The sequence below is a fragment of the Micromonospora sp. NPDC004540 genome, from assembly GCF_040610095.1.
Taxonomy (GTDB): domain Bacteria; phylum Actinomycetota; class Actinomycetes; order Mycobacteriales; family Micromonosporaceae; genus Micromonospora.
In genome coordinates this window covers 62,299-83,288 of the sequence record NZ_JBEXLR010000017.1, presented here as the reverse complement: position 1 = coordinate 83,288, position 20,990 = coordinate 62,299, and the positions used below count along the sequence as shown (strand labels likewise).

21 protein-coding genes are annotated in these 20,990 nt (G+C 75.2%); 9 read left to right on the top strand and 12 right to left on the bottom strand.

The window, feature by feature from the left end:
• Positions 1-183: 183 nt before the first annotated feature.
• Complete coding sequence (locus ABZV78_RS09020) at positions 184-603, top strand: molybdenum cofactor biosynthesis protein MoaE (protein WP_355636813.1); 420 nt, start codon at positions 184-186, stop codon at positions 601-603.
• A 4-nt stretch (positions 604-607) separates the two neighbouring features.
• On the opposite strand, the gene ABZV78_RS09015 is transcribed toward ABZV78_RS09020, so the two are convergent.
• Entirely contained in the window at positions 608-2,044 is a 1,437-nt protein-coding gene (locus ABZV78_RS09015) for a glycosyltransferase 87 family protein (protein WP_355636795.1), read from the bottom strand.
• Positions 2,045-2,248: 204 nt separating this feature from the next.
• Positions 2,249-2,794: a DoxX family protein gene (locus tag ABZV78_RS09010; protein ID WP_355636793.1), complete on the bottom strand. Its 546-nt coding sequence runs from the start codon at positions 2,792-2,794 to the stop codon at positions 2,249-2,251.
• Between the two features lie 135 nt (positions 2,795-2,929).
• On the opposite strand from ABZV78_RS09010, the gene ABZV78_RS09005 reads away from it, so the two are divergent.
• Entirely contained in the window at positions 2,930-3,475 is a 546-nt protein-coding gene (locus tag ABZV78_RS09005; RefSeq protein ID WP_355636791.1) for an N-acetyltransferase, read from the top strand.
• Between the two features lie 7 nt (positions 3,476-3,482).
• On the opposite strand, the gene ABZV78_RS09000 is transcribed toward ABZV78_RS09005, so the two are convergent.
• Both ABZV78_RS09000 and ABZV78_RS08995 read right to left on the bottom strand, forming a co-directional pair.
• Positions 3,483-4,718: an ATP-binding protein gene (locus ABZV78_RS09000; protein ID WP_355636789.1), complete on the bottom strand. Its 1,236-nt coding sequence runs from the start codon at positions 4,716-4,718 to the stop codon at positions 3,483-3,485.
• 134 nt (positions 4,719-4,852) lie between these two features.
• Positions 4,853-5,650, bottom strand: a complete 798-nt coding sequence (locus tag ABZV78_RS08995) for a flagellar basal body protein FliL (RefSeq protein ID WP_355636787.1) — start codon at positions 5,648-5,650, stop codon at positions 4,853-4,855.
• Between the two features lie 86 nt (positions 5,651-5,736).
• Between ABZV78_RS08995 and ABZV78_RS08990 the strand changes: the two genes are divergently transcribed.
• Positions 5,737-6,744 carry an EamA family transporter gene (locus ABZV78_RS08990; protein WP_355636785.1) on the top strand — a complete coding sequence of 336 codons (1,008 nt, stop codon included), beginning with the start codon at positions 5,737-5,739 and terminating at the stop codon, positions 6,742-6,744.
• A gap of 10 nt (positions 6,745-6,754) precedes the next feature.
• Positions 6,755-7,447 (top strand): prepilin peptidase, encoded by a 693-nt coding sequence (locus ABZV78_RS08985; RefSeq protein WP_355636783.1) that lies wholly within the window; start codon positions 6,755-6,757, stop codon positions 7,445-7,447.
• Between the two features lie 15 nt (positions 7,448-7,462).
• Here ABZV78_RS08985 and ABZV78_RS08980 read toward each other — a convergent pair whose 3' ends face one another.
• The 5 genes from ABZV78_RS08980 to ABZV78_RS08960 all read right to left on the bottom strand — a co-directional run bounded on the left by ABZV78_RS08980 (position 7,463) and on the right by ABZV78_RS08960 (position 14,322).
• Positions 7,463-10,654 carry a UvrD-helicase domain-containing protein gene (locus ABZV78_RS08980; protein WP_355636781.1) on the bottom strand — a complete coding sequence of 1,064 codons (3,192 nt, stop codon included), beginning with the start codon at positions 10,652-10,654 and terminating at the stop codon, positions 7,463-7,465.
• Positions 10,655-10,748: 94 nt separating this feature from the next.
• Positions 10,749-12,125, bottom strand: a complete 1,377-nt coding sequence (locus ABZV78_RS08975) for a metallophosphoesterase (protein ID WP_355636811.1) — start codon at positions 12,123-12,125, stop codon at positions 10,749-10,751.
• 20 nt (positions 12,126-12,145) lie between these two features.
• Positions 12,146-12,391 (bottom strand): MoaD/ThiS family protein, encoded by a 246-nt coding sequence (locus tag ABZV78_RS08970; protein WP_355636780.1) that lies wholly within the window; start codon positions 12,389-12,391, stop codon positions 12,146-12,148.
• 3 nt (positions 12,392-12,394) lie between these two features.
• Positions 12,395-13,411: a GTP 3',8-cyclase MoaA gene (moaA, locus tag ABZV78_RS08965; protein WP_355636778.1), complete on the bottom strand. Its 1,017-nt coding sequence runs from the start codon at positions 13,409-13,411 to the stop codon at positions 12,395-12,397.
• Positions 13,408-14,322, bottom strand: a complete 915-nt coding sequence (locus ABZV78_RS08960) for a fructosamine kinase family protein (protein WP_355636776.1) — start codon at positions 14,320-14,322, stop codon at positions 13,408-13,410. The genes moaA and ABZV78_RS08960 overlap by 4 nt, the downstream gene beginning before the upstream one ends.
• A gap of 162 nt (positions 14,323-14,484) precedes the next feature.
• On the opposite strand from ABZV78_RS08960, the gene ABZV78_RS08955 reads away from it, so the two are divergent.
• Positions 14,485-15,609 carry a DUF4192 domain-containing protein gene (locus tag ABZV78_RS08955; RefSeq protein ID WP_355636774.1) on the top strand — a complete coding sequence of 375 codons (1,125 nt, stop codon included), beginning with the start codon at positions 14,485-14,487 and terminating at the stop codon, positions 15,607-15,609.
• A 5-nt stretch (positions 15,610-15,614) separates the two neighbouring features.
• Here the strand turns inward: ABZV78_RS08955 and fdhD are convergent, their stop codons facing one another.
• A complete protein-coding gene (gene fdhD / locus ABZV78_RS08950) occupies positions 15,615-16,469 on the bottom strand; it encodes a formate dehydrogenase accessory sulfurtransferase FdhD (RefSeq protein WP_355636772.1) in 855 nt (284 codons plus the stop codon).
• A 65-nt stretch (positions 16,470-16,534) separates the two neighbouring features.
• On the opposite strand from fdhD, the gene ABZV78_RS08945 reads away from it, so the two are divergent.
• The 3 genes from ABZV78_RS08945 to ABZV78_RS08935 all read left to right on the top strand — a co-directional run bounded on the left by ABZV78_RS08945 (position 16,535) and on the right by ABZV78_RS08935 (position 18,577).
• The gene (locus ABZV78_RS08945; protein WP_355636770.1) at positions 16,535-17,134 is read left to right on the top strand and encodes an NTP transferase domain-containing protein; all 600 of its coding nucleotides are present in this window, start codon (positions 16,535-16,537) and stop codon (positions 17,132-17,134) included.
• On the top strand, positions 17,131-17,388 hold the full coding sequence (locus ABZV78_RS08940; protein ID WP_355636768.1) for a DUF6457 domain-containing protein: 258 nt from the start codon (positions 17,131-17,133) through the stop codon (positions 17,386-17,388). The genes ABZV78_RS08945 and ABZV78_RS08940 overlap by 4 nt, the downstream gene beginning before the upstream one ends.
• An 88-nt stretch (positions 17,389-17,476) precedes the next feature.
• Positions 17,477-18,577: a hypothetical protein gene (locus ABZV78_RS08935; RefSeq protein ID WP_355636766.1), complete on the top strand. Its 1,101-nt coding sequence runs from the start codon at positions 17,477-17,479 to the stop codon at positions 18,575-18,577.
• A 9-nt stretch (positions 18,578-18,586) separates the two neighbouring features.
• Here ABZV78_RS08935 and ABZV78_RS08930 read toward each other — a convergent pair whose 3' ends face one another.
• The gene (locus ABZV78_RS08930; RefSeq protein ID WP_355636764.1) at positions 18,587-19,543 is read right to left on the bottom strand and encodes a zinc-binding dehydrogenase; all 957 of its coding nucleotides are present in this window, start codon (positions 19,541-19,543) and stop codon (positions 18,587-18,589) included.
• Between the two features lie 62 nt (positions 19,544-19,605).
• Positions 19,606-20,064 (bottom strand): Lrp/AsnC family transcriptional regulator, encoded by a 459-nt coding sequence (locus ABZV78_RS08925; protein ID WP_091265141.1) that lies wholly within the window; start codon positions 20,062-20,064, stop codon positions 19,606-19,608.
• A gap of 59 nt (positions 20,065-20,123) precedes the next feature.
• Between ABZV78_RS08925 and ddaH the strand changes: the two genes are divergently transcribed.
• A complete protein-coding gene (gene ddaH / locus ABZV78_RS08920) occupies positions 20,124-20,957 on the top strand; it encodes a dimethylargininase (protein ID WP_355636762.1) in 834 nt (277 codons plus the stop codon).
• The last annotated feature ends 33 nt before the right edge of the window (positions 20,958-20,990 follow it).

The window sequence follows — 20,990 nt, the reverse complement described above, 5'->3', positions numbered from 1 at the left end:
CAGTCGCGAACGGAAGGCGACGCTGTGAGCGCGAGGAGTGAGCCAGGGTTGCGAGCCCCGCAGTCGCGAACGGAAGGCGACGCTGTGAGCGCGAGGAGTGAGCCGGGGTTGCGAGCCCCGCAGTCGCGAACGGAAGGCGACGCTGTGAGCGCGAGCCCGGAGGCGACGAACCAGGGTGGAACGTTGGGCGTGGTCCTCGGCGCGGTGACCGACCGGCCGCTGGACCTGGCCGCGCACGAGGCGGCGGTCGCCGACCGCCGGGCCGGCGCGGTGGTCTCGTTCCAGGGTGTGGTCCGCGACCACGACCACGGCCGCCCGGTCACCCGGCTCGAGTACGAGGGCCACCCGACCGCCGAGGCCGTGCTGCGCGAGGTGGCGGCCGAGATCGCCGCCGACCCCGACGTCTACGCGGTGGCCGTGTCGCACCGGATCGGGCCGTTGGAGATCGGCGACGTGGCCCTGGTGGCGGCGGTCAGCACGGCGCACCGGGCGGCGGCCTTCGCGGCCTGCGCGCGGCTGGTCGACGAGGTGAAGGCGCGGCTGCCCATCTGGAAGCGGCAGGTGTTCGCCGACGGCACCGAGGAGTGGGTGAACTGCCCCTGACTCCTCAGCGCCGGGCGGCGAGCTGTGCCGTCCGGGCGAGCCGGTCGTGATAGAACGCCGGCTCGGCGCCGGGGCGCCAGGGCAGCGCCGCGACCAGCACGATGAGGGCGATCGCCAGGGAGTTTTCCATCAGCGCGCCGAACAGGCCGTCCTGGTAGTGGGACACCTCGGGGAGCTGGTGCTCGTACGGCCAGATCGGCGAGATCAGGAAGAGCAGGTAGAGCCCGAGCGCGCCGACCCCGTGCCGGAGCCCGGTCAGGGTCGGGTACCAGATCGGCGGGCGCAGCGCCGGCACCCCGCTGGCCGGCGGCGTGCCGGTGCCCCGGGGCAGGAGGCCGCGGCTCGCCTCGCGGCGGCGTACCGCGGCGTCGGCCAGCACGATGACGGCCGGGATGACCCAGACCAGGTGGTGCGACCAGGAGATCGGGCTGATCACGTTGGCGGTGAGCCCGACCAGGGTGAACGCGGTCAGCTCGTCGCCGTCGGCGCGGGCGCTGACCGCCCGGGACAGCCCCAGCGCCAGCATCAGCACCGAGAAGGCCAGCCAGAGCAGGCCGGGCGTCTCGATCGAGTCGTAGAGCCGCGCCAGCAGGCCGGCGAGGGACTGGTTGGCGGTCATGTCCGCCGCGCCGACCCGCTCGGTCTGCCAGAGCACGCTGGTGAAGTAGGTCCGCGACTCCGCGCCGACCAGCCCGAAGGTCGCGACGGTGACGCCGATGGTGGTGGCGACCGCGGTCAGCGCGGCCCGCCACTGCCGGGTGATGACCAGGTAGCCGACGAAGAGCGCCGGGGTGAGCTTGACCGCGGTGGCCAGGCCGATGCCGACTCCCGCCCAGGTGCCGCTGTAGACGAACCGGGCCAGGGCCGAGTCGGCGGTGTCGTGGTGGGTGCCGCGCCGGGCCCGCCAGCGCAGCCCGACCAGGTCCGCCATGATCAGCGCGAAGAGCAGCAGGTTGACCTGGCCGTAGCCGAGGGTCTCCCGGGACGGCTCGATGGCCACGGCCAGCGGGGTGGCGATGCCGACGGTGAACCAGAGCGACCAGCCGAGCCGGTCGACGATCGGGCGCAGCAGCGCGGCCAGCACGACGGCGAGCGCGGCGATGCTGGCCAGGGCGTTGAGCCAGCCGGCGGCGTCGACCGGCAGCCAGGACATCGGCAGCATGGCCAGGCCGGCGAACGGCGGGTAGGTGAAGCCCAGGGTGGTCGAGGGGGCGATGAAGTCGTACAGCTCGTTGCCGCTCGCCCACCACACCACGGCGCCGTGGTAGATCTTCATGTCGAAGAAGTTGTACGGCCGCCCGAAGGCGCCGATGGCGAGCCAGGCGGCGTAGGCGACGCCGGCCACGACGCCGGTCCGCACGACGATCCGGCGATCGATCCCGCGCGTCACGCGCTGGATGGGAACGAGGCGGTCCATCCGTCTACCGACTGTCGTCGGCATGGCGTGGCCACCCCCGTACCAAGATCGTCCTGCCCGTCCAGGTCCAGCACGGAGCCTAGAACGGCGCCTCACGTTGCTGCCTCCCGCGTTATGCGACCGTGTCCGATCCCACACGTGTTTTTGACATTTCCACCGCGTTAACGGGTCTCGGACGGTTCAGGTGATTGGTGGCCTTGCGGGGGGTGGTGGCCGTATTGATGCAGGTCAGCCGGGCATTCGACGGGCGGTGGCCGCGGAGCGCACGGCGATCTTCGCCTCCCGGCGGGCGGTCCGGACCGCGCGCTGCACGGAGCGGCGCGAGTGGTTGATCCGGTGGCCGGCGCGCCAGCGGAGCCCCGGCTTGCCCTCGGTGTCGGCGGCGGCGAGGAGGAGACCGCCGAAGAGCCCGAGGTTCTTCAGGAAGTGGATCTGGTTGTTGTTCCGCATCGCGGGGTCGTCGTTGGTCCAGAAGGGATGGCCGGCGGCGGTGGTCGGCACCAGGGTGGCGGCGAGCACGAGCGCGGCCGGCCGGGTGAACCTGCCGGTCGCCAGCATCAGCCCGCCGATCAGCTGGGTGGCCGAGTTGGCCCGGACCAGCGTCGCGGTGTCCGTGGGGATGCGGGGGTTGAGGTTCTGGATCAGCGGCGTGACCTTGTCGGTGATCGGCTGTGCGGCCGGGACCAGTCGTCCCGGGTTCCGCAGGTTGCGGGCGCCGCTGACCACGAAGATGCCGCTCAACATGACGCGGGCGAGGGAGCGCACGGGCTTCATGGGTCAGTCATACCCCGTCGCGGCCCTCGCCACCCCTGCAACACCCGAAAGGGATCGGCCGACGTGGACGTCCGTCGGGTACCGATTTCAGCGACCGTCGCGGATGGACGGGCTCTGGACGGTAAGGTCGCGCGGGTGACGACCCTGCGACTCCGACCCGAGGACCCGGCGGACGAGGCGCCGGTCGCCCGGGTGCTGGCCGCCGCGTTCGCCCGCCCCGACGTGGCCACCCCGCCCGAGGTGGGGCTGGTCGAGGACCTCCGGCGCAGCGACGCCTGGATCCCGGAGCTGGCCATGGTCGCCGAGTACGGCGGCGAGGTGGTGGGCTACGCGCTGCTCTCCCGGGTGCAGGTGCGCACCGACGGCGGGGCCTGGCCGGCGCTGGCGCTGGGCCCGGTGGCGGTCGCCCCGCACCGGCAGCGGATCGGGCACGGCGCGGCGGTGGTGCAGGCCGCCCTCGACGCCGCGACCGAACTGGGCGAGCGGTTGGTGGTGGTGCTGGGCGACCCGGCGTACTACCGCCGCTTCGGGTTCGGCCGGGCGGACCGGCTGGGACTGACCAGTCCGTGGTCGGGGCTGGGGGAGCCGTGGCAGGCGCTGGTGCTGCCGCCGTCCACCAGTGACGAGCCGTCGCCCCCGGCCGGCGAGGTCGTCTTCCCGTCGCCCTGGTCGACGGTCTGACCGGCGGTCAGGCCGGCTGGGTGCGCAGGTAGCGGCCGAAGTGCGGGACGGTGAACGCGACCGTCCCCCGCTCGCCCGAGTAGATCAGGCCCTTCTTGATCAGCGCGTCCCGGGCCGGGGAGAGGCTGGCCGGCTTGCGGCCGAGCGCCCGGGCGATCTCCGCCGTGGGCACCGCCGCGTCCATGTCGTCGCGGCCGCCCTCCTCGCCGTCCACCAGAGCGAGCGTGGCCATGGCGCGCATGTACTCGCGCTCGGCCGGGGTGGCCCGCTCGAACCGCGAGCCGAAGAAACCCACTGCCAGCTCGGCCTCCGCCTCGGGTGCGGCCACCCGGACGTCCGCGGCGGTGATCGGCGAGCGGGGCGCGTGGTCCCAGGTGGCCTTCCCGTACGCCTGGACGAAGTAGGGGTAGCCGCCGGACTTCTCGTAGAGCAGGTCGAGGGCCTTCTGCTCGTACTCGACCTGCTCCCGCTCGGCCGGCGCGCAGAGCGCCTGGTCGGCGGCGATGCGGTCCAGCCGGTCGATCCGTTGGTAGCGGAAGAGCCGTTCGGAGTATGACTTCGCGGCGCTCAGCACGGCCGGCAGGTGCGGCAGCCCGGCGCCCACCACGATCAGCGGCGCGCCGAGCTGGGACAGCTCGTGGCAGGCGGCGCACAGCGCGGAGACGTCCTCCGCGCCGAGGTCCTGCATCTCGTCGATGAAGATCGCGATGCCGGTGCCTACGTCGGTGGCCACGGCGGCGGCGTCGGTGAGCAGCTCGACCAGGTCGATCTCGATGTCCCCGGAGTCGGCCCGGCCGCTGCTGGCCGGGACGTCGATGCCGGGCTGCCAGCGGTCGCGCAGCTTCGGGGCGGCCCCGCCGCGCCCGGCCGTCGCGGCGCGCTGGGCGAACGCCTTGAGCACCCCGAGGAACGCGTCGATCCGGTCCGGGGCGCGGTGCCGGGGGGCCAGCTCGCGGACCGCCATGTGCAGCGCGGCGGCGACCGGCCGGCGCAGCGACTGGTCCGGCCGGGCCTCGATCTTGCCGGTGCCCCAGAGGTGGTTGATGGCCTGCGAGCGCAGCGTGTTGAGCAGGACGGTCTTGCCGACGCCGCGCAGCCCGGTGAGCATCAGGCTGCGTTCCGGCCGGCCGCGGGCGATCCGCTCCAGCACCACGTCGAAGACGTCCAGCTCCCGCCCCCGCCCCGCGAGTTCGGGCGGGCGCTGACCGGCGCCGGGGGCGTACGGGTTGCGGACCGGATCCACGAATCGCACAGTATCGGGCCGTCTAGCGGCGGGGCTAGACATGCGTAGATGCGGCTACCGCGTGTCGGGCGTCGAGACAAAACTAGGGCTGTCTAGCCTGGACGCTAGACAGCCCTAGTTTTGCCTACGGTCTCCTACCGCCGCTTGAGGCAGAGCACGAAGTCGAGGGTGTCGAGCTGGCTGTCGAAGAAGTACCAGTCGGTGTAGCCCTCGACCTTGGCGCACTTCGACTCGGCGTCCTTCTTGCCGCTGGTCGACCCGTCGATGCGGCGCAGCACCTGGTAGGTCTTGGCGCCGCACTCGGTGATCACCAGCTTCGGCTGGGCGGAGCCGCCCTCGTTGGCGACGCACTGGCCGGCCTTCACGAAGCGCGGGTCGGTCGAGGAGGCCGGGGCCGGCGGGGTGGTGGCGGCGTCGGCCGGCTCGCTCGCCGCCCCGGTCGGGTCGGCGGCCGGCGTCGAGGAGGGGCCCGTTCCGGCCGTCGGGGTCGCGTCGTCCCGGCCGAGCACCCAGTACGCCCCGGCGCCGCCGAGCAGCAGCACCGCCAGCACGACCAGCACCACGAGCAGCGGCCCCTTGCCGCGCTTCGGCGGCGTCGGCTCGGCGTACGGCGGCTGCCCGCCGTAACCGGGGTCGGCCGGGTAGCCCTGGTAGGGCGGGGCGGCGGGCGGCGGGCCGGCGTTCCAGGCGGGGCCCGGCTCGTAGCGCTGGGTCGGCTGGTCGTAGCGCTGGGCAGGCGGCTCGTAGTGCTGGGCGGGCTCGTACTGCTGGGCGGGCTCGTACTGCTGGGTCGGCGGCTCGCCCCAGCCGCCCGGCTGTCCGCCGTACCCCGGGTCGTAGCGCGGATCGGTCGGCGGAGCGTACGCGTCGTCGGGGCGCCGTCCACCCCACGGCTCGGGGGAGCCGCCGCCCGGTGGTCCGAAGTTCGACATGAACGCCCTCCTGCGTACGCCAGTGCTGAGAGGCCGGCCACCAACAGGGGACGCCGACGCCGTGGTCACCGTAGCGTGGTCCACCGATGAGCTCACGCCCCACGAGTGCGACGCCCGCCGTCGACCACGCCGCCACCCCGGCCCGTCCCGCCCTGATCTGGACCGCGCTGGTCCTGGTCTACGTGTTCTGGGGTTCGACCTACCTGGGCATCCGGGTCGCGGTCGAGTCCCTGCCGCCGCTCACCTCCGCCGCGCTGCGGTTCGCCGCCGCCGCAGGCGTGCTCGCCCTGGTGCTGCGGCTGCGCCGCGGGCCGGGGGCGCTCCGCGTCGACCGCCGGCAGCTCGGCTGGGCCGCGCTGGTCGGGGTGCTGCTGCTGGCCGGCGGCAACGGTCTCGTGGTGCTCGCCGAGTCCGGCTCGGAGGGCACCGCCCTGCCCTCCGGGATCGCCGCGCTGCTGGTGGCCACCGTCCCGCTCCTGGTGGTGCTGCTGCGGACGCTCGGCGGCGACCGCCCGCGGCCGTGGACCTTCGCCGGGGTGGCCCTCGGCTTCGTCGGCCTCGTGCTGCTCGTGCTGCCGAGCGGCGGGTCGGGGAGCGTGCCGCTGGCCGGCGCGTTGACCGTCGTCGCGGGGGCGGTCAGCTGGTCGGTCGGCTCGTACCTGTCGGGCCGGATCCGGATGCCGGACGACCCGTTCGTGGCCACCGTCTACGAGATGGTCGCCGGCGCGGCGGCGCTCGCCGTGATCGCCACCCTCCGGGGCGAGCTGCACGGCTTCTCCCCCGCCGAGGTCACCGGCCGCTCCTGGGCGGCGTTGGCCTACCTCATGGTGGCCGGCTCGCTGGTCGCGTTCACCGCGTACGTCTGGCTGCTGGCCCACGCCCCGATCTCCCTGGTCTCCACGTACGCGTACGTGAACCCGGCGGTCGCCGTGGCGCTCGGCGCGCTGCTCGTCGCCGAGCCGGTGACCGCGCAGGTGCTGCTGGGCGGCGCGGTGATCGTGGCCGGCGTCGCGGTGGTGGTGAGCACCGAGCGCCCGCGCCGGTCGGCGCCACAACCGGTTGACGGGGCGGCCCCGGAGCCGGCCCGCCGGTAACGTCCGGCCCGTGTCGGCCGGGCTGGTGACGGGAGTCGCGCTGCTCGGCGCGCTGGCCGGCCGGGTCGCCCTCCCGCTCGCCCGGCTCTCCGCCCGCGCTCGGCCCTCGGCCGCCACGTCCGCGGGATCGGTCGCCCGGCCTCGTGGCGCGCCGTCCGGTGCCGGCGCGGGCCGCCGGGGCAACCCGCTCGCGGTGACGCTGGCGGGGGCGTCGGTGTTCGGCGGGCTCGCCGCCGCGCGAGGCGGTGACCCGGCGTTGCCGGCCTACCTGGCGATGGCGGCGGTAGGGCTGGCGCTCGCTCTCGTGGACCTCGCGCGCCTGCGGCTGCCCGACCCGCTGGTGACCGCCACGGCGGGAGCGGGAGGACTCGGCCTGGCTGCGGCCGCCCTGGCCACCGGCGCCCCGGGCCGCCTGCTGGCCGCCCTCGCCGGCGCGGCCGTCTCCTTCGCCGGTCACGTGCTGCTCGCGCTGCTCCCCCGCGCCCGGCTCGGCTTCGGCGACGTCAAGCTCGCCGCCGCGCTCGGCCTGCCGCTCGGCTGGCTCGGCTGGCCGACCCTGGGCCTCGGCCTGCTCCTTCCGCACCTGCTGAACGGGGTGGTCGTCCTCGCCCTGCTCGCCGCCCACCGGGTCCGTCGGGACACCCTGCTCCCGTTCGGCCCGGCGCTCCTCACCGGCGCCTGGCTCGCCGTCCTGCTCGCCTGACCCGGTCGCGCGCCCTCAGATCAGGCGGAGCTGGCGATCCCGGGGGCGGCGGGGTTCGGTGTCGCCGAAGCGCTCGAACAGGCCCGGGTCGATCACGTCGAGGAACGGGGACGGGCGGCACTCGCGCTCCGAACCGTGCCGGGTGCGCCGCGCGGCGTGGCTCACGTAGAGCCGGTCCTGGGCCCGGGTCAGCCCGACGAAGAAGAGCCGCCGCTCCTCGGCCACCGCGTCGTCGTCCGGCTCCTGGCCGGGCCAGCGCAGCGGCAGCAGCCCGTCCTCGGCACCGACCAGGAAGACCACCGGGAACTCCAGCCCCTTCGCCGCGTGCAGGGTGAGCAGGGTGACCGCCTCGGCGCGCGGGTCGAGGGCGTCCACCTCCGCCCCGGTGGCGAGCTGGGCGAGGAATAGCCCGAGGTCGTCGCCGCAGCGCCGGGCCAGCGGGGTGAGCAGGTCGACGGCGGTGCGGACGTCCTCGGGGCGTACCGCGCCGGAGCCGTCGAGCGTCGGCACGGCGAAGCGTTCCGCCAGGAGTTGGCCGGCCAGCCGTACCCGGGCGGCCAGCGAACCGTCGAGCCCGGCGTGCCGCAGCTCCCGGGCGATGGCGGTCACCCCCGGCCGGTCGCGCAGCCGGTCGTGCGAGCGCTTCTGCACCGGGATGTTCGCCCGGGCCAGCGCGTCCACCAGGGGCGCGGCCTGCGAGTCGGTGCGGTAGAGCACCGCGATGTCGGAGAAGGACAGCGAGGTGGCCCGCCCGTCGATCCGGCCCGAGTCGAGCGAGCGGTGGGAGAGGCCGCCGACCAGGTCGTCGATGGTGCGTACCAGGAAATCGGCCTCGTCCGCGACGGAGGTCGCGGCGTAGCGACCGACCAGCGGGGCCTCCGGGTCGAGCCGGGCCGGGTCGAGGCGGCGGCCGCGGACCAGCGACGACGGCGCGATGGCCTGCACGGCGGCGGCGAGGATCGGCGCCGACGACCGGTAGTTGCGGTTCAGCCGGACCAGCCGGGCGTCGGTGAAGTCCTGGGAGAAGCGGAGGAAGTAGCCGACGTCCGCGCCCCGGAACGAGTAGATCGCCTGGTCGGGGTCGCCGATCGCGCAGAGGTTGCCGTCGGCCGGGCTGAGCAGCCGGAGCAGCTCGTACTGGACGGCGTCGACGTCCTGGTACTCGTCGACGAAGATCCACTTCCAGCGCTCGCGGTACTCCCGGACCAGCTTCCGGTCCGCCTTCAGCAGCGCCACCGGCAGGGTGAGCAGCTCGTCCAGGTCGACCAGGTCCCGCTTGCGCAGCAGCCCGGCGTACCGCTCGTCGTCGTCGCCGGCCTCCGCGCGGGCCGCGGCCCGGTCGGCGTCGTCGGCGATCCGGAAGTCGGCCGGCAGCCCGGCCGCCCCGGCGTTCTCCCGCAGGATGGTCAGGCCCAGCGAGTGGAAGGTGCCGACGGTGACGTCCTCGGCCACCGGGCCGAGCAGCCCGTCCAGCCGGTGCCGCAGCTCCTCGGCGGCCCGCCGGGTGAAGGTGATCGCCAGGCACTGCTCCGGGAAGACGTTCAGCTCCGCGCAGAGGTACGCGATCCGGTGCGTCAGCGTCCGGGTCTTGCCGGTGCCCGGGCCTGCCACGATGAGCAGCGGGCCGCCCGGCGCGGAGGCGGCCACCCGCTGCATGGCGTCGAGCCGGTCCAGCAGCCCGGTGCCGACCTCCTCCATCCCGGCGAGCATCGGCTCGAACGGCTCGTGCGGGGAGGGCGCCGGCGCGATCGGTGGCGCGGGCGGCGGGGCCGGCTTGCGCTTCGGCTCCGCCTTGGCCGCCGCCGGGCGCCGGGCCTTCGGCTTGGGCGCCGGCTCCGCGGGCTTCCGCTGCGCGGGCACGGGTACGTCGAAGAGCGTGTCCTGGCCGGTGCCCCCGGTCGACGACCCCAGCTCGGCCGGTTCGAAGAGGGTGATCACGCCGTACTCACCGTCGTAGCCGGGGATCCGGCGCACCTCACCGCGGCGCAGCCGGCCGATGCCCTCGGCGAGCAGCTCACCGCCGACCCGGCCGATCTCGTCCAGCGGGGTGCGGGTCAGGATGTCCAGCTCCGGGCCGAGCGCGGCGATCAGCTCGTGGAGCTTCCCCTCGACCTTCTTGGAGCGCGCGCCCACCCGGTTCAGCTCGCCGAGGATCTCGGCCAGCGGCACCAGGTGGGTCACCTGCCGGGCGTGCGCCGGCCGGTGCCCCTCGGGCCGGTCGGCCAACTCCTCCACCCGGCTCAGTACGCCCACCGTCAGCGGCTTGCCGCACTCCGGGCAGCGCCCGCCGGCCTCGCGGGTGCGCTCGGGGGACCAGTTCACCCCGCAGAGCCGGTGGCCGTCGGCGTGGTACTTGCCCTCCTCCGGGAAGAACTCGATGGTGCCGGCCAGCCCGTCGCCGGTGCGCAGCGCCTCGCGGATGGCGAAGTAGTCGCGGGCCGAGTCGAGGACGGTGGCCTCCCGGGCCAGCGCCGGCGGCGAGTGCGCGTCGGAGTTCGACACCAGTTGGTAGCGGTCCAGGCTGCCGACCCGCCAGTTCATCTCCGGGTCGGAGGAGAGGCCGGTCTCCACGGCGAAGATGTGCTGGGCGAGGTCGGCGTAGCAGTCGGCGATCGCGTCGAAGCCGGACTTCGAGCCGAGCGCGGAGAACCAGGGCGTCCAGATGTGCGCCGGTACCAGGTAGCCGTCGGGGCTGGCCTCCAGGGTGATCTCCAGCAGGTCGCGGGAGTCCAGCCCGAGGATCGGCCGGCCGTCCGAGCCCAGGTTGCCGATCCGCCCCAGCGCGGCGTTGAACCGGGCCACCGCGTCCAGGTCTGGCAGGTAGATGAGGTGGTGCACCTTCCGGGTCCGGTCGTCCCGCTTGTAGATCGTGGAGATCTCCACGCTGAGCATGAACCGGACCGGGTCCGCCTCCGCCTCGCTCGCCAGCCGGGGCGGCAGCCGCCGGGCGATGTCCCGCTCCGCCTCGGGGCTCAGCCGGTAGAGGCCGGGCTCGGCGGGGTGCAGGGTCTCGCGCAGGTGGTCGTACCAGGCGGGGTGGGTGAAGTCGCCGGTGCCGAGCACGCCGATGCCCTTGCGTCGGGCCCACCAGCCGAGGTTCGGCAGGGTCAGGTCACGGCTGCACGCGCGCGAGTACTTCGAGTGGATGTGCAGATCCGCGACGAACGGCGGGAGGCCACCGGGGGGTGCGGCGCTGAACGGAGGCACGCCGCATCCTGTCACGCCCGGTCCCCCGGCCGCCCGCCGCCACGCGTAGGCGTGACCTGAGCAATGGGGTGCTGGACCGGGCGGCCCGGACGCGCTATGGGGCGCGCAGCTCGACCAGGGTCACCTGCGGCGGCGCGCCGACCCGGACCGGCGGGCCCCAGAAGCCGGCGCCGTTGGTCACGTAGACCTTGGTGCCGTCCACCTCGCCCAGACCGGAGACCACCGGCTGCTGGAGCTTGACCAGCAGGTTGAACGGCACCATCTGGCCGCCGTGGGTGTGCCCGGAGAGCTGGAGGTCCACACCGAACTTCGCCGCCTCGTGCGCGGCCACCGGCTGGTGGGCGAGCAGCACCACGGGGCGGCCCGGGTCGCGGTCGCCCAGGGCGGCGGCGTAGTCGGCGGGAGCGGCCAGCCCGGTGCCGGTGGCGGTGACGTCGTTGACCCCGGCCAGGTCGAGCACGCCGCCCCGGGCCCGGATCTCCTGGCGCTCGTTCTGGAGGACCCGCAGGCCGAGCCGGTCCACCTCCCGCACCCACTCCTCCACGCCGGAGTAGTACTCGTGGTTGCCGGTGACGAAGAAGCTCCCGTAGCGGGAGCGCAGGTCGCGCAGCGGCTCCGCGGCCGTGTCCAGCTCGGCGACCGAGCCGTCGACCAGGTCACCGACGACCGCCACCAGGTCGGCGTCGAGCCGGTTGATCATCGCGACGATCCGCTCGGTGTGCGCCCGGCCGCGCAGCGGCCCGAGGTGGATGTCCGAGACGGTGGCGATGCGCAGCCCGTCCATGGCGCGGGGCAGCCGGGCCAGCGGGATCCGCACCCGGTCCAGTCGGGGCGGTCCCATCGCGGTGCGTACGCCGTACCCGGTGACGCCCGCGGCGGTGAGCCCGGCGAAGATCGCCGCCCCCCGGGCGAGCAGCAACCGGCGGGACGGGTCGTGGTCCGGCGGGTCCCCGGCCGGACCGGCGGCCGGTGGTGCGCTGTCCTCGCCGGCCGGCGGCTCGGCCGACCCGGCGGACCGCGCCTCCGCCACCACGACGGGTGGCTCCGCGAGCGCGACATGCGAGGTGGACGCAGGGCCGGCCGCGGCTGCTTCGGCGACGCCGGCGGCAGAGGCGGCCGCCAGGCCGGCCACCGCCGGTGCCATCGACGGCTCGGCAGTCGTGCCGGTCGCGGCCCGCTCGCGGCGGCGCAGCACCAGCTTCGCCATCGCCATGGGCACTTCCAGCACCAGCAGCAGCACCAGCAGGTAGAACATCAGGGCCAGCCAGAGGTAGCCCGGCCAGGCCAGCCAGTAGGAGCCGTTGCGGGTGCCCGCCATGGTCGCGGGAATCAGCAGCGCCAGCAGCAGCGCGACCACCCCGCCGGCCTTCCGCCAGCGGCCCGGGCGGGTGGTGTCGCGGACCAGCCGCTTCCACAGGTAGAGGTGGATCAGGGCGGTGACGAGCACAGCGAAGCCCAGGAACGTCGCCATCGCCAACACGGGTGCCTCCCTCAGCCGCCCGCGAAGGGCGGCAGCACGTCAACCGTCGCCCCGGCCGGCAGCGGTGCCTGACGATCATGGCAGGCCACCCCGTCGACCAGGAAGCTCGCCGCCTTCAGCACCATGGCCAGCCGCTCGCCGTGCCGCCCGGTCAGCTCGTCGAGCAGTTCGTCGAGCGACCGGCCGGCGGACGCGGTCTCCTCGGCGCGGCCGGCCGCGGCCCGGGCACCGGCGAAATAGCGGACGGTGAGCTGCACCGGTCAGCCTCCGATCGCCGACATCGGGCGGGTGGGTTGCAGGAAGGTGGGGTCGTCGATGCCGTGCCCGGCCCGCTTCCCCCACATCGCGGCCCGCCAGCGTCGGGCCAGCTCCTCGTCGTCCGCCCCGGCGCGCAGCGCGCCCCGCAGGTCGGATTCCTCGGTGGCGAAGAGGCAGTTGCGGACCTGACCGTCGGCGGTGAGCCGGGTCCGGTCGCAGTCGCCGCAGAACGGCCGGGTCACGCTGGCGATCACCCCGACCCGGGCCGGGCCGCCGTCCACCAGCCAGGTCTCGGCCGGAGCCGCGCCCCGCTCGTGCGGGTCCGGGGTCAACGCGAACTCGGCCCGCAGGGCGGCGAGGATCTCGTCGGCGGTCACCATGGTCGACCGGTCCCAGCCGTGCTGGGCGTCCAGCGGCATCTGCTCGATGAACCGCAGCTCGTAGCCGTGGGCCAGGGCGAAGCGGAGCAGCGCGGGCGCCTCGTCGTCGTTGACCCCGCGCATCAGCACGGCGTTGACCTTCACCGGGGTCAGCCCGGCGGCCGCCGCGCCAGCCAGCCCGGCCAGCACGTCGGCGTGCCGGTCCCGCCGGGTCAGCTCGGCGAACCGGGCGGGGTCCAGGGTGTCCAGCGAGACGTTGACCCGGTCCAGCCCGGCGGCGCGCAGGGTGGGCGCGAGGCGGTCGAGGCCGATGCCGTTGGTGGTCAGCGAGATGCGCGGGCGGGGCTCGAGCGCGGCCACCGCCGACACGATGTGGGCCAGGCCCGGCCGGATCAGCGGCTCGCCGCCGGTGAAGCGGACCTCGGTGGCGCCGAGCCGGTGCACCGCCACCCGGATCAGCCGGACGATCTCGTCGTCGTCGAGCAGCTGCGGCCCGGCCAGCCAGGGCAGCCCCTCCGCCGGCATGCAGTAGGTGCAGCGCAGGTTGCACTTGTCGGTCAGCGAGACCCGGAGGTCCCGGGCGACGCGGCCGTACCGGTCGACGAGGACCCCGTCGGTCGTCGTCGGGGCGGCGGTCATCCGTCGACCGTAGCGCGTCCGGCGCCGCGCAGCGCGGCGCGGGCGGCGGAGTCCACCGCCGCCCGGTACGCCGCCCCGAACAGCGCGGTGTGCACCAGCAACAGGTGGAGCTGGTGCAGCGGCAACCGCTCCCGCCAGCCGTCGGCCAGCGGCCACGCCTCCCGGTAGGCGGCCGTGATCCGGTCGAGGTGCGGCGGGCCGCCGAAGAGGGCGAGCTGGGCCAGGTCGGTCTCCCGGTGGCCGCCGTGCGCGGCGGGGTCGACCAGCCACACCCGGTCGTCGAGGCCCCAGAGCAGGTTGCCGGGCCAGAGGTCGCCGTGGACCCGGGCCGGCGGCTCGTCGCCGCCGAACTCGGCGATCCGGTCGAGCAGCTCCTCGACCGGGCCGGCCTCCGCGGTGGTGAGCGCGCCGTTGTCGACCGACATTCGCAGGTAGGGCAGCAGTCGCCGCCGGGGGAACCACTCGGACCACGGGCCCGGGTCGGGGGTGTTGTCCTGCGGCAGCGCGCCGATGAACCCGGTCCAGTCGGCGCCGAAGGCGGGGGCCCCGCCCCGGTGCAGCCCGGCCAGCTCGCGGCCGAACAGCTCGGCCGCCTCCGGCGTCGGCTCGCCGGGTTCGACCCACTCGAGCGCCAGCAGCTCCGGCAGCGCCACCACCACCTCCGGTACGGCGACCGTGCCGGCCTCGCGCAGCCAGCGCAGACCGGCCGCCTCGGCGGCGAAGAAGCCCTCGGGCACCGGGCGCCCCGCCCGCTGCGGCCAGGTCTTGGCGAAGACCGAGTGCCCGTCGTCCAGCGTGAGCCGGGAGGCGACGCAGATGTCCCCGCCGGAGACCGGCGTCTCCCGGATCCGCTGGTGGGTCAGGAAGGTCGGCAGGTGCTCCGGGTGTGCCCGCAGGTACGCCAGGTCCATGAGCGCAAGGTAGCCGGTCCGGTGGGCCGGTGCGGGCCGTGTGCGGCTCCGGTGGGTGCTGTTCCTCGGCCACCTGCGCCAATACTCTCCGTATCTGTGGACAACCCGCGTGTCGTCCACAGGGCCTGTCGTGCCGGCACCGGTCCGCCGCACGCTCCCGGCATGAACTCCACCGAGCGTCCCCGCCTCGCCGTCCGCTCGCCCGCCGACCTCGTCGCCGCCGTGCCCTACCTGCTCGGCTTCCATCCCGCCGACAGCGTCGTGGTGGTGGCGGTGCGCGGCCGGCGGGTGGTCTTCGCCGCCCGGGGCGACCTGCCCGATCCGGGCGCCGACCCGGGTCCGGCCGCCCGGCACCTGGCCGAGGTGGTGGCCCGGCAGGGCACCGACGCCGCCACCGTCATCGGCTACGGTCCGGCGGCCCGGGTGACCGGCGCCGTGGACGCGGTCGGCGAGGCGCTGGACGGCGCCGGGCTGCTCGTCCTCGACGCGCTCCGGGTCACGGACGGGCGCTGGTGGTCCTACCTCTGCGCCGAGCCGGCCTGCTGCCCGCCCGAGGGCACCCCCTACGACCCGGCGGCCAGCGCGGTGAGCGCGGCGGCCGTCTTCGCCGGTCAGGTCGCCCTGCCCGACCGTGCCGCGCTGGCCGCGCAGGTGTCACCGCTCGGCGGGCCGGTCCGGGTGGCCATGCGCCGGGCCACCGTCCGGGCCCACCGCCGGCTGGCCGGACTCGCCGGGACGGCGGCCGGACCAACCGGGGAGGCGGCCGGGCGTGCCGGGGAGGCGGCCGGTCCTGCTGAGGAACCGGCCGGGCGTGCCGGGGAGGCCGTCGGCGCCGGGCCGATGGACGCGCGGGCGCTCCGGTCGGCGGGGCTGGCGGCGGTGCGCACCGCGTTCCGCCGGCACCGGCGCGGTGAGCGGCTCGGCGACGACGAGGTGGCCTGGCTGACCGTGCTTCTCACGCACCTTCCGGTCCGCGACCACGCCTGGTCCCGCACCGACGGCCGGGACGCCGACATCGGCCTCTGGACCGACGTGCTGCGCCGGGCCGAGCCGGAGCTGATCGCCGCGCCGGGCAGCCTGCTGGCCTTCGCCGCCTGGCGGGCCGGGCACGGCGCGCTGGCCGCCGTCGCCCTGGAGCGGGTGCTCGGCACCCACCCCGGCTACTCGCTCGCCGTGCTCCTCGACGACGCGCTCCGCCGCGGGCTCTCCCCGTCCGAGCTGGACGGCTGGCCCGCGACCGCCGGCCGGGCGGTGCTCCGCCCCCGGCGGCGCCGCCCCCGCCGGTGACCGGGTCAGCCGGGCACCCGCTGCGTCCCGGTGTAGACGTTCATGGTCCCGCCGCGCAGGAAGCCGACCAGCGTCATCCCGGCCTCCTCGGCCAGGTCGGCGGCGAGCGTGCTGGGCGCCGAGACCGCGGCGAGCAGCGGCACCCCGGCCATCCACGCCTTCTGGGTCAGCTCGAAGCTGGCCCGGCCGGAGACCAGCAGCACGTGCCCGGCCAGCGGCAGCCGGCGTTCCCGGACGGCCCAGCCGACCACCTTGTCCACCGCGTTGTGCCGGCCGACGTCCTCGCGCAGCACCACCAGCTCACCGCCCGCGGTGAAGAGGCCGGCCGCGTGCAGCCCACCGGTGCGGTCGAAGGCGCGCTGGGCCGCGCGCAGCCGGTCGGGCAGCGCGGCGAGCAGTTCGGCGGTCACCGCCAGCGGGTCCTCGCGCACGGCGAACTGGGAGCGGGTCCGGACGGAGTCGATGCTGGCCTTGCCGCAGACCCCGCACGAGCTGGTCGTGTAGAAGTTGCGGGCCGGGTCGGTGACGGGCTCCGGCACGCCGGGGGCCAGCACCACGTCGACCACGTTGTAGGTGTTCGGGGTCTCCGCCCCGGCGCAGAGCTGCGCGGTGCGCACGTCGTCGGCCGACCGGATCAGCCCCTCGGTGAGCAGGAAGCCGATCGCCAGGTCGAGGTCGTCGCCGGGGGTGCGCATGGTCACTGCGAGCGGCCTGCGCCGGCCGGGCCCGGGCGGGCCGACCCGGATCTCCAGCGGCTCCTCCACCGCCATGGTGTCCTGCCGGCGTATCCGCGCCCGCCCGTCGGCCGTCGCGTCGAGGTCGATCCGGAGCACGCCGCGCCGGTCAGTCGCCCGTCCCATGCCGCCATCCTGCCCCGCGCCCCCGGGCACCCGCACGGCGACGCCACCGCGGTTACCGTGGGCCGGTGACGGCGTACGCGGCGGTGGTGCTCTCGGGCGGCGCGGCCCGCCGGATGGGCGGGGTGGACAAGCCGGCCCGCCCGGTCGGCGGCCGGCCGATGCTGCACCGGGTGCTGGCGGCGGTGGCCGACGCGGGCGCCCGGATCGTGGTCGGGCCGGCCGGTCCGGTGCCCGAGGGGGTCCGGGTGACCCGGGAGGAGCCGCCCGGCGGCGGCCCGGTGGCCGCGACCGCCGCGGGACTTGCCCTGCTCGACCCCGGCACGACGACCGTCGCCCTGCTCGCGGCCGACCTGCCGCTGCTCACCCCGGCGGCGGTGGCTGAGCTGCGGGGCGCCCTCGACGGCTCGGCCGCCGGGGTGGCCTGCTACATCGACGCCGAGGGCCGCCGGCAGCAACTCTGCGCGGTGTGGCGGGTGGCCGCCCTGCGGGCCGCTCTCGACCGGCTCGCCGCCGAGCGCGGCGGCACGGTCGACGGGGCGCCGGTGCGCGGGCTGCTGGCCGGCACGACCGTGCGGGAGGTGTCCTGGTCCGGGTCCGGGCCGCCGCCCTGGTTCGACTGCGACACTGACGAGGACGTACGCCGGGCCGAGGAGTGGACGCGATGACGGTGATGGACGACTGGGTCACGGCGGCCTGCGCCGAGCTGGGGCTGGACCGGGCCGAGGTGCCGGTGCCGACCGTGCTCGACCTGGCGAAGGATGTGGCGCACCAGGTGCTGCGGCCCGGGGCGCCGGTCACCGCGTACCTGCTGGGGGTGGCCGTGGGGCGTGGCGCGGACCCGGCCGCGGCGGCCGCGCGGCTCAGCGCGCTGGCCGGCACCTGGCCGGTGGAGCTGGACGGGACCGCCCCCGCGGAGTAGCGCCTCCGGGCCCGCTGTCCGATCCCGGTCGGGGTGATTCGACCCCCACCGCCCGTGGGTAGGGTGGCGAGGACGGACGGAGGCGATCATGACGGCAGACCACCCCTCGGCGCCGGCCGGTGAGCCCGCCGGCGCGATGCCGGAGCAGCACGAGTCGGTCCTGCTGGACGAGCCGACCACGGCCGACCTGCGGGCCAAGGTGACCGAGGCGTGGCGGGAGTTCGCCCGCGCGCTGGCCGAGCGGCTGCGCGGGTTGCCCGCCGGCGCGCACCTGGAGGTCACCCTCGACCCGACCGCCTCCGGCACCGGGGACGCCGTCTACTCGGTGAGCGTGGACGCCGTCGAGGAGGGCCGCCTCTCGGCCCGCGCCGTCAGCAACGCCACACTGCCCCAGGGTTACCGGCTGGACCGGGCCGCGGTGGCCGACATGATCGCGCTCGGCTGGTCCCCGCCCGGCGTGGTGGCGGGCTCCGGTGAGCAGTTCGGTCTCGACTGCGTCGCCGACGAGGCCACCCGGCTGTCGGCCGTGCTGTCCCGGACCCTGCGCGACGTCTACGGCGCCCCGCACCCCGCCTTCCTGGTCTATCTCGTGCACGACGCCGAGGGGGAGCCGCTGCCGGAGGAGCCGCTCGGCACCGCGCGCAGCGAGTTCGGCCCGGACCGCGACGTGGAGGCCGACCTCGACGAGGCGCTGGCGGCCGCCGCCACGGCCCAGGCCGGCGAGAACGATGTGCTGGCCCTGGAGGAGCGGGTGCGCACGGTGGTCTCCACCATGCTGAAGTCCAAGGCCGACCAGGTGCAGGTCGACTCGGACGGCGACATCAACATCCGCGCCGGCTCGGCGATGGTCTTCGTCCGGGTCCGCGACAACCCGCCCCTGGTCGACGTCTTCTCCCCGGTGCTCACCGAGGTCGAGCCGACCGAGCGGCTCTACGTGAAGCTCTCCGAGCTGACCAACCGGATGCCGATCGGCCGGCTCTACTGCGCCGACGACACGGTGTGGGCCTCGATCCCGGTCTTCGGCCGCAACTTCCAGGCCACCCACCTGATGCTCGCCGTGCAGGTGATGACCGGACTGGCCGACGAGTTGGACGACCGGCTGCACGGGGAGTTCGGCGGCAAGCGCTTCTTCGGCGAGGGGGACAAGCCGGCCCGGTCGCAGGAGCACCGCACCGGCATGTACCTCTGACCGCGCCGGTCAGCGCACGTCGAGGAGGGTCTTGCCGACCGTGGCCCGGGACTCGATGGCGGCGTGCGCGTCGGCGGCCCGGTCCAGCGGGAAGCGCTGCCCGATCAGCGGCCGGAGTCGGCCGGCGGCCCCCTCGGCGAGGGCCAGTTCGCTGAGGGCGCGCAGCTCGTCGGGCGTGCCGCCGGCGCGGACCAGGGTCACCTCGCGGGCGGCGACCTCCGCCTCGGGCAGGTCCGCCCAGGCGCCGCCGGCCAGCCCGAAGCTGAGCATCCGCCCGCCCCGGTCGAGCAGGTCGAAGGCCGCCCGGGCGAGCGGTCCACCCACCCCGTCGAAGACCACGTCGATCCCGCCGACGGCGGCCCGGACCTGGTCGGTCCAGTCGGGCTGCCGGTAGTCGACCACCGGGTCGAGGCCGCGCTCGCGGAGCAGGGCGACCTTGCGGGGACCGCCGGCCGCGGCGACGACCCGCGCGCCGGCCGCGGTGGCGAGCTGGGTGAGCAGGCCGCCCACCCCGCCGGCGGCCGCCTCGACCAGCACCCGCTCGCCGGGCCGCAACCCGGCCGCCCGGGCCAGCATGAGCGCGGTCCGGCCGTCGGCGAGCAGCGCCACGGCCGCGTCCAGGGGCAACCCGTCCGGTACGGGGATCGGCGCGGCCTGGTCCACCACCACGCGCTCGGCGTACCCGCCGGAGCCGCCGGTGACGCTGACCACCCGCCGCCCGACCAGTACCGGGTCCACCCCGGCGCCGACCCGGGTGATCGTCCCGCCGACGCCGTTGCCGGGGATCACCGGCAGGGAAGCGGTGAACGGGCCGAACCCGGTCGCCCGGAACATCGTCTCGACGAAGGTGATGTTCGCGTGGACGACCTCGACGAGCACCTGCCCCGGACCGGGTACCGGATCCGGCGCCGGTCCCGGGACCAGCACCTCCGGCCCGCCGAACTCCCGTAGCCACACCGCCCGCACGTCGCCTCCTCGCTGCTCGCCAACGCCCGCGGTCCAGTGAACGACCTGAAGCGAGGTTGAGGTCAAGCCGAGGAGGGGCCGACGCCGGGGGACTCGACAAGCCGGGACAGGACGATGGTGCTGCGGGAGGAGGTGACGAACGACTCGGCGCGCAGCCGCTCCAGCGCCTCCTCCAGATGCGCGATGTCGGCGGCCCGCAGGTGCACCAGGGCGTCCGCCTCGCCGGAGACCGTGTACGCGCCGACCACCTCGGGATGCCGCCGGGCGGCGGCGCCGATCTGGGCCGGGGTGGTCCGGCCGGCGCAGAACAGCTCGACGAACGCCTCGGTCGTCCACCCGACGGCGGCCGGGTCGACGACCGCCGTGAAGCCCCGGATCACCCCCGCGGATCGGAGCCGGTCGACCCGCCGCTTGACGGCGGGGGCGGAGAGTGACACCCGCGTGCCGATGTCCGCGTACGAGGCGCGGGCATCTGCCACGAGCAACGCAATGATTCGCTGGTCGACCGCGTCTATCTGCAACGTTCCGCCTCAGGGAAGCAATGGTTGTGGCTGTTACCAAAGTTGTACCGTACCTACTCTTGGTGACCGTGAACCAGCAGCGAGTCCCGCGAAAGCGGACATATCTCATGTGCTCGCCCGAGCACTTCGCGGTCGAGTACGCGATCAACCCGTGGATGGACGTGACCGCCCCGGTCGACGCGGAGCTGGCGGTCAAGCAGTGGGACCGCCTGCGGGAGACCCTGGTCGGCCTCGGCCACGAGGTGCACCTGCTCACCCCCGAGCGCGGGCTGCCGGACATGGTCTTCGCCGCCAACGGCGCGTTCGTGGTGGACGGCACGGTCTACGGCGCCCAGTTCAAGCACGAGCAGCGGGCCGCCGAGGCCGCCGCGCACCGGGCGTTCTACGAGGAGAACGGCTGGCGGTTCATCGCGCCGAGCGAGACCAACGAGGGTGAGGGCGACTTCGCCTACCTGCCGGAGGCGCACGGCGGGCTGGTCCTCGCCGGGCACGGCTTCCGGACCGAGCCGGCCGCGCACGCCGAGGCGCAGGAGGCGCTCGGCCGGCCGGTGATCTCGCTGCGCCTGGTCGACCCGCGCTTCTACCACCTGGACGTGGCGCTCGCCTCGATCGACGACGAGAACATCGTCTACTACCCGGGCGCCTTCTCGGCGGCCAGCCAGAAGGTGCTCGCCCAGCTCTTCCCGGACGCGGTGGTGGCGGACGACGAGGACGCCCTGGCCTTCGGCCTCAACCTGGTCAGCGACGGGCTCAACGTGGTGCTGAACAGCGAGGCGACCCGGCTGGCCGGCAAGCTCAAGACGGCCGGCTACCACCCGGTCCCGGTCGAGCTGGCCGAGCTGAAGAAGGGCGGCGGCAGCGTGAAGTGCTGCATCGCCGAGCTGCGTCACTGACGAACGGAAAACGGGCGGTCTCCCTGCGGGGAG

What these genes read in the sequence shown, in the direction of transcription:
- ABZV78_RS09015 (WP_355636795.1), bottom strand. Translation starts at nt 2,044, where the DNA reads ATGCCGACGACAGTCGGTAGACGGATGGACCGCCTCGTTCCCATCCAG.
- ABZV78_RS09010 (WP_355636793.1), bottom strand. Translation starts at nt 2,794, where the DNA reads ATGAAGCCCGTGCGCTCCCTCGCCCGCGTCATGTTGAGCGGCATCTTC.
- ABZV78_RS08995 (WP_355636787.1), bottom strand. Translation starts at nt 5,650, where the DNA reads ATGTCGAACTTCGGACCACCGGGCGGCGGCTCCCCCGAGCCGTGGGGT.
- ABZV78_RS08990 (WP_355636785.1), top strand. Translation starts at nt 5,737, where the DNA reads ATGAGCTCACGCCCCACGAGTGCGACGCCCGCCGTCGACCACGCCGCC.
- ABZV78_RS08975 (WP_355636811.1), bottom strand. Translation starts at nt 12,125, where the DNA reads ATGGCGACGTTCCTGGGCTTCGCTGTGCTCGTCACCGCCCTGATCCAC.
- moaA (WP_355636778.1), bottom strand. Translation starts at nt 13,411, where the DNA reads ATGACCGCCGCCCCGACGACGACCGACGGGGTCCTCGTCGACCGGTAC.
- ABZV78_RS08960 (WP_355636776.1), bottom strand. Translation starts at nt 14,322, where the DNA reads ATGGACCTGGCGTACCTGCGGGCACACCCGGAGCACCTGCCGACCTTC.
- ABZV78_RS08955 (WP_355636774.1), top strand. Translation starts at nt 14,485, where the DNA reads ATGAACTCCACCGAGCGTCCCCGCCTCGCCGTCCGCTCGCCCGCCGAC.
- fdhD (WP_355636772.1), bottom strand. Translation starts at nt 16,469, where the DNA reads ATGGGACGGGCGACTGACCGGCGCGGCGTGCTCCGGATCGACCTCGAC.
- ABZV78_RS08940 (WP_355636768.1), top strand. Translation starts at nt 17,131, where the DNA reads ATGACGGTGATGGACGACTGGGTCACGGCGGCCTGCGCCGAGCTGGGG.
- ABZV78_RS08935 (WP_355636766.1), top strand. Translation starts at nt 17,477, where the DNA reads ATGACGGCAGACCACCCCTCGGCGCCGGCCGGTGAGCCCGCCGGCGCG.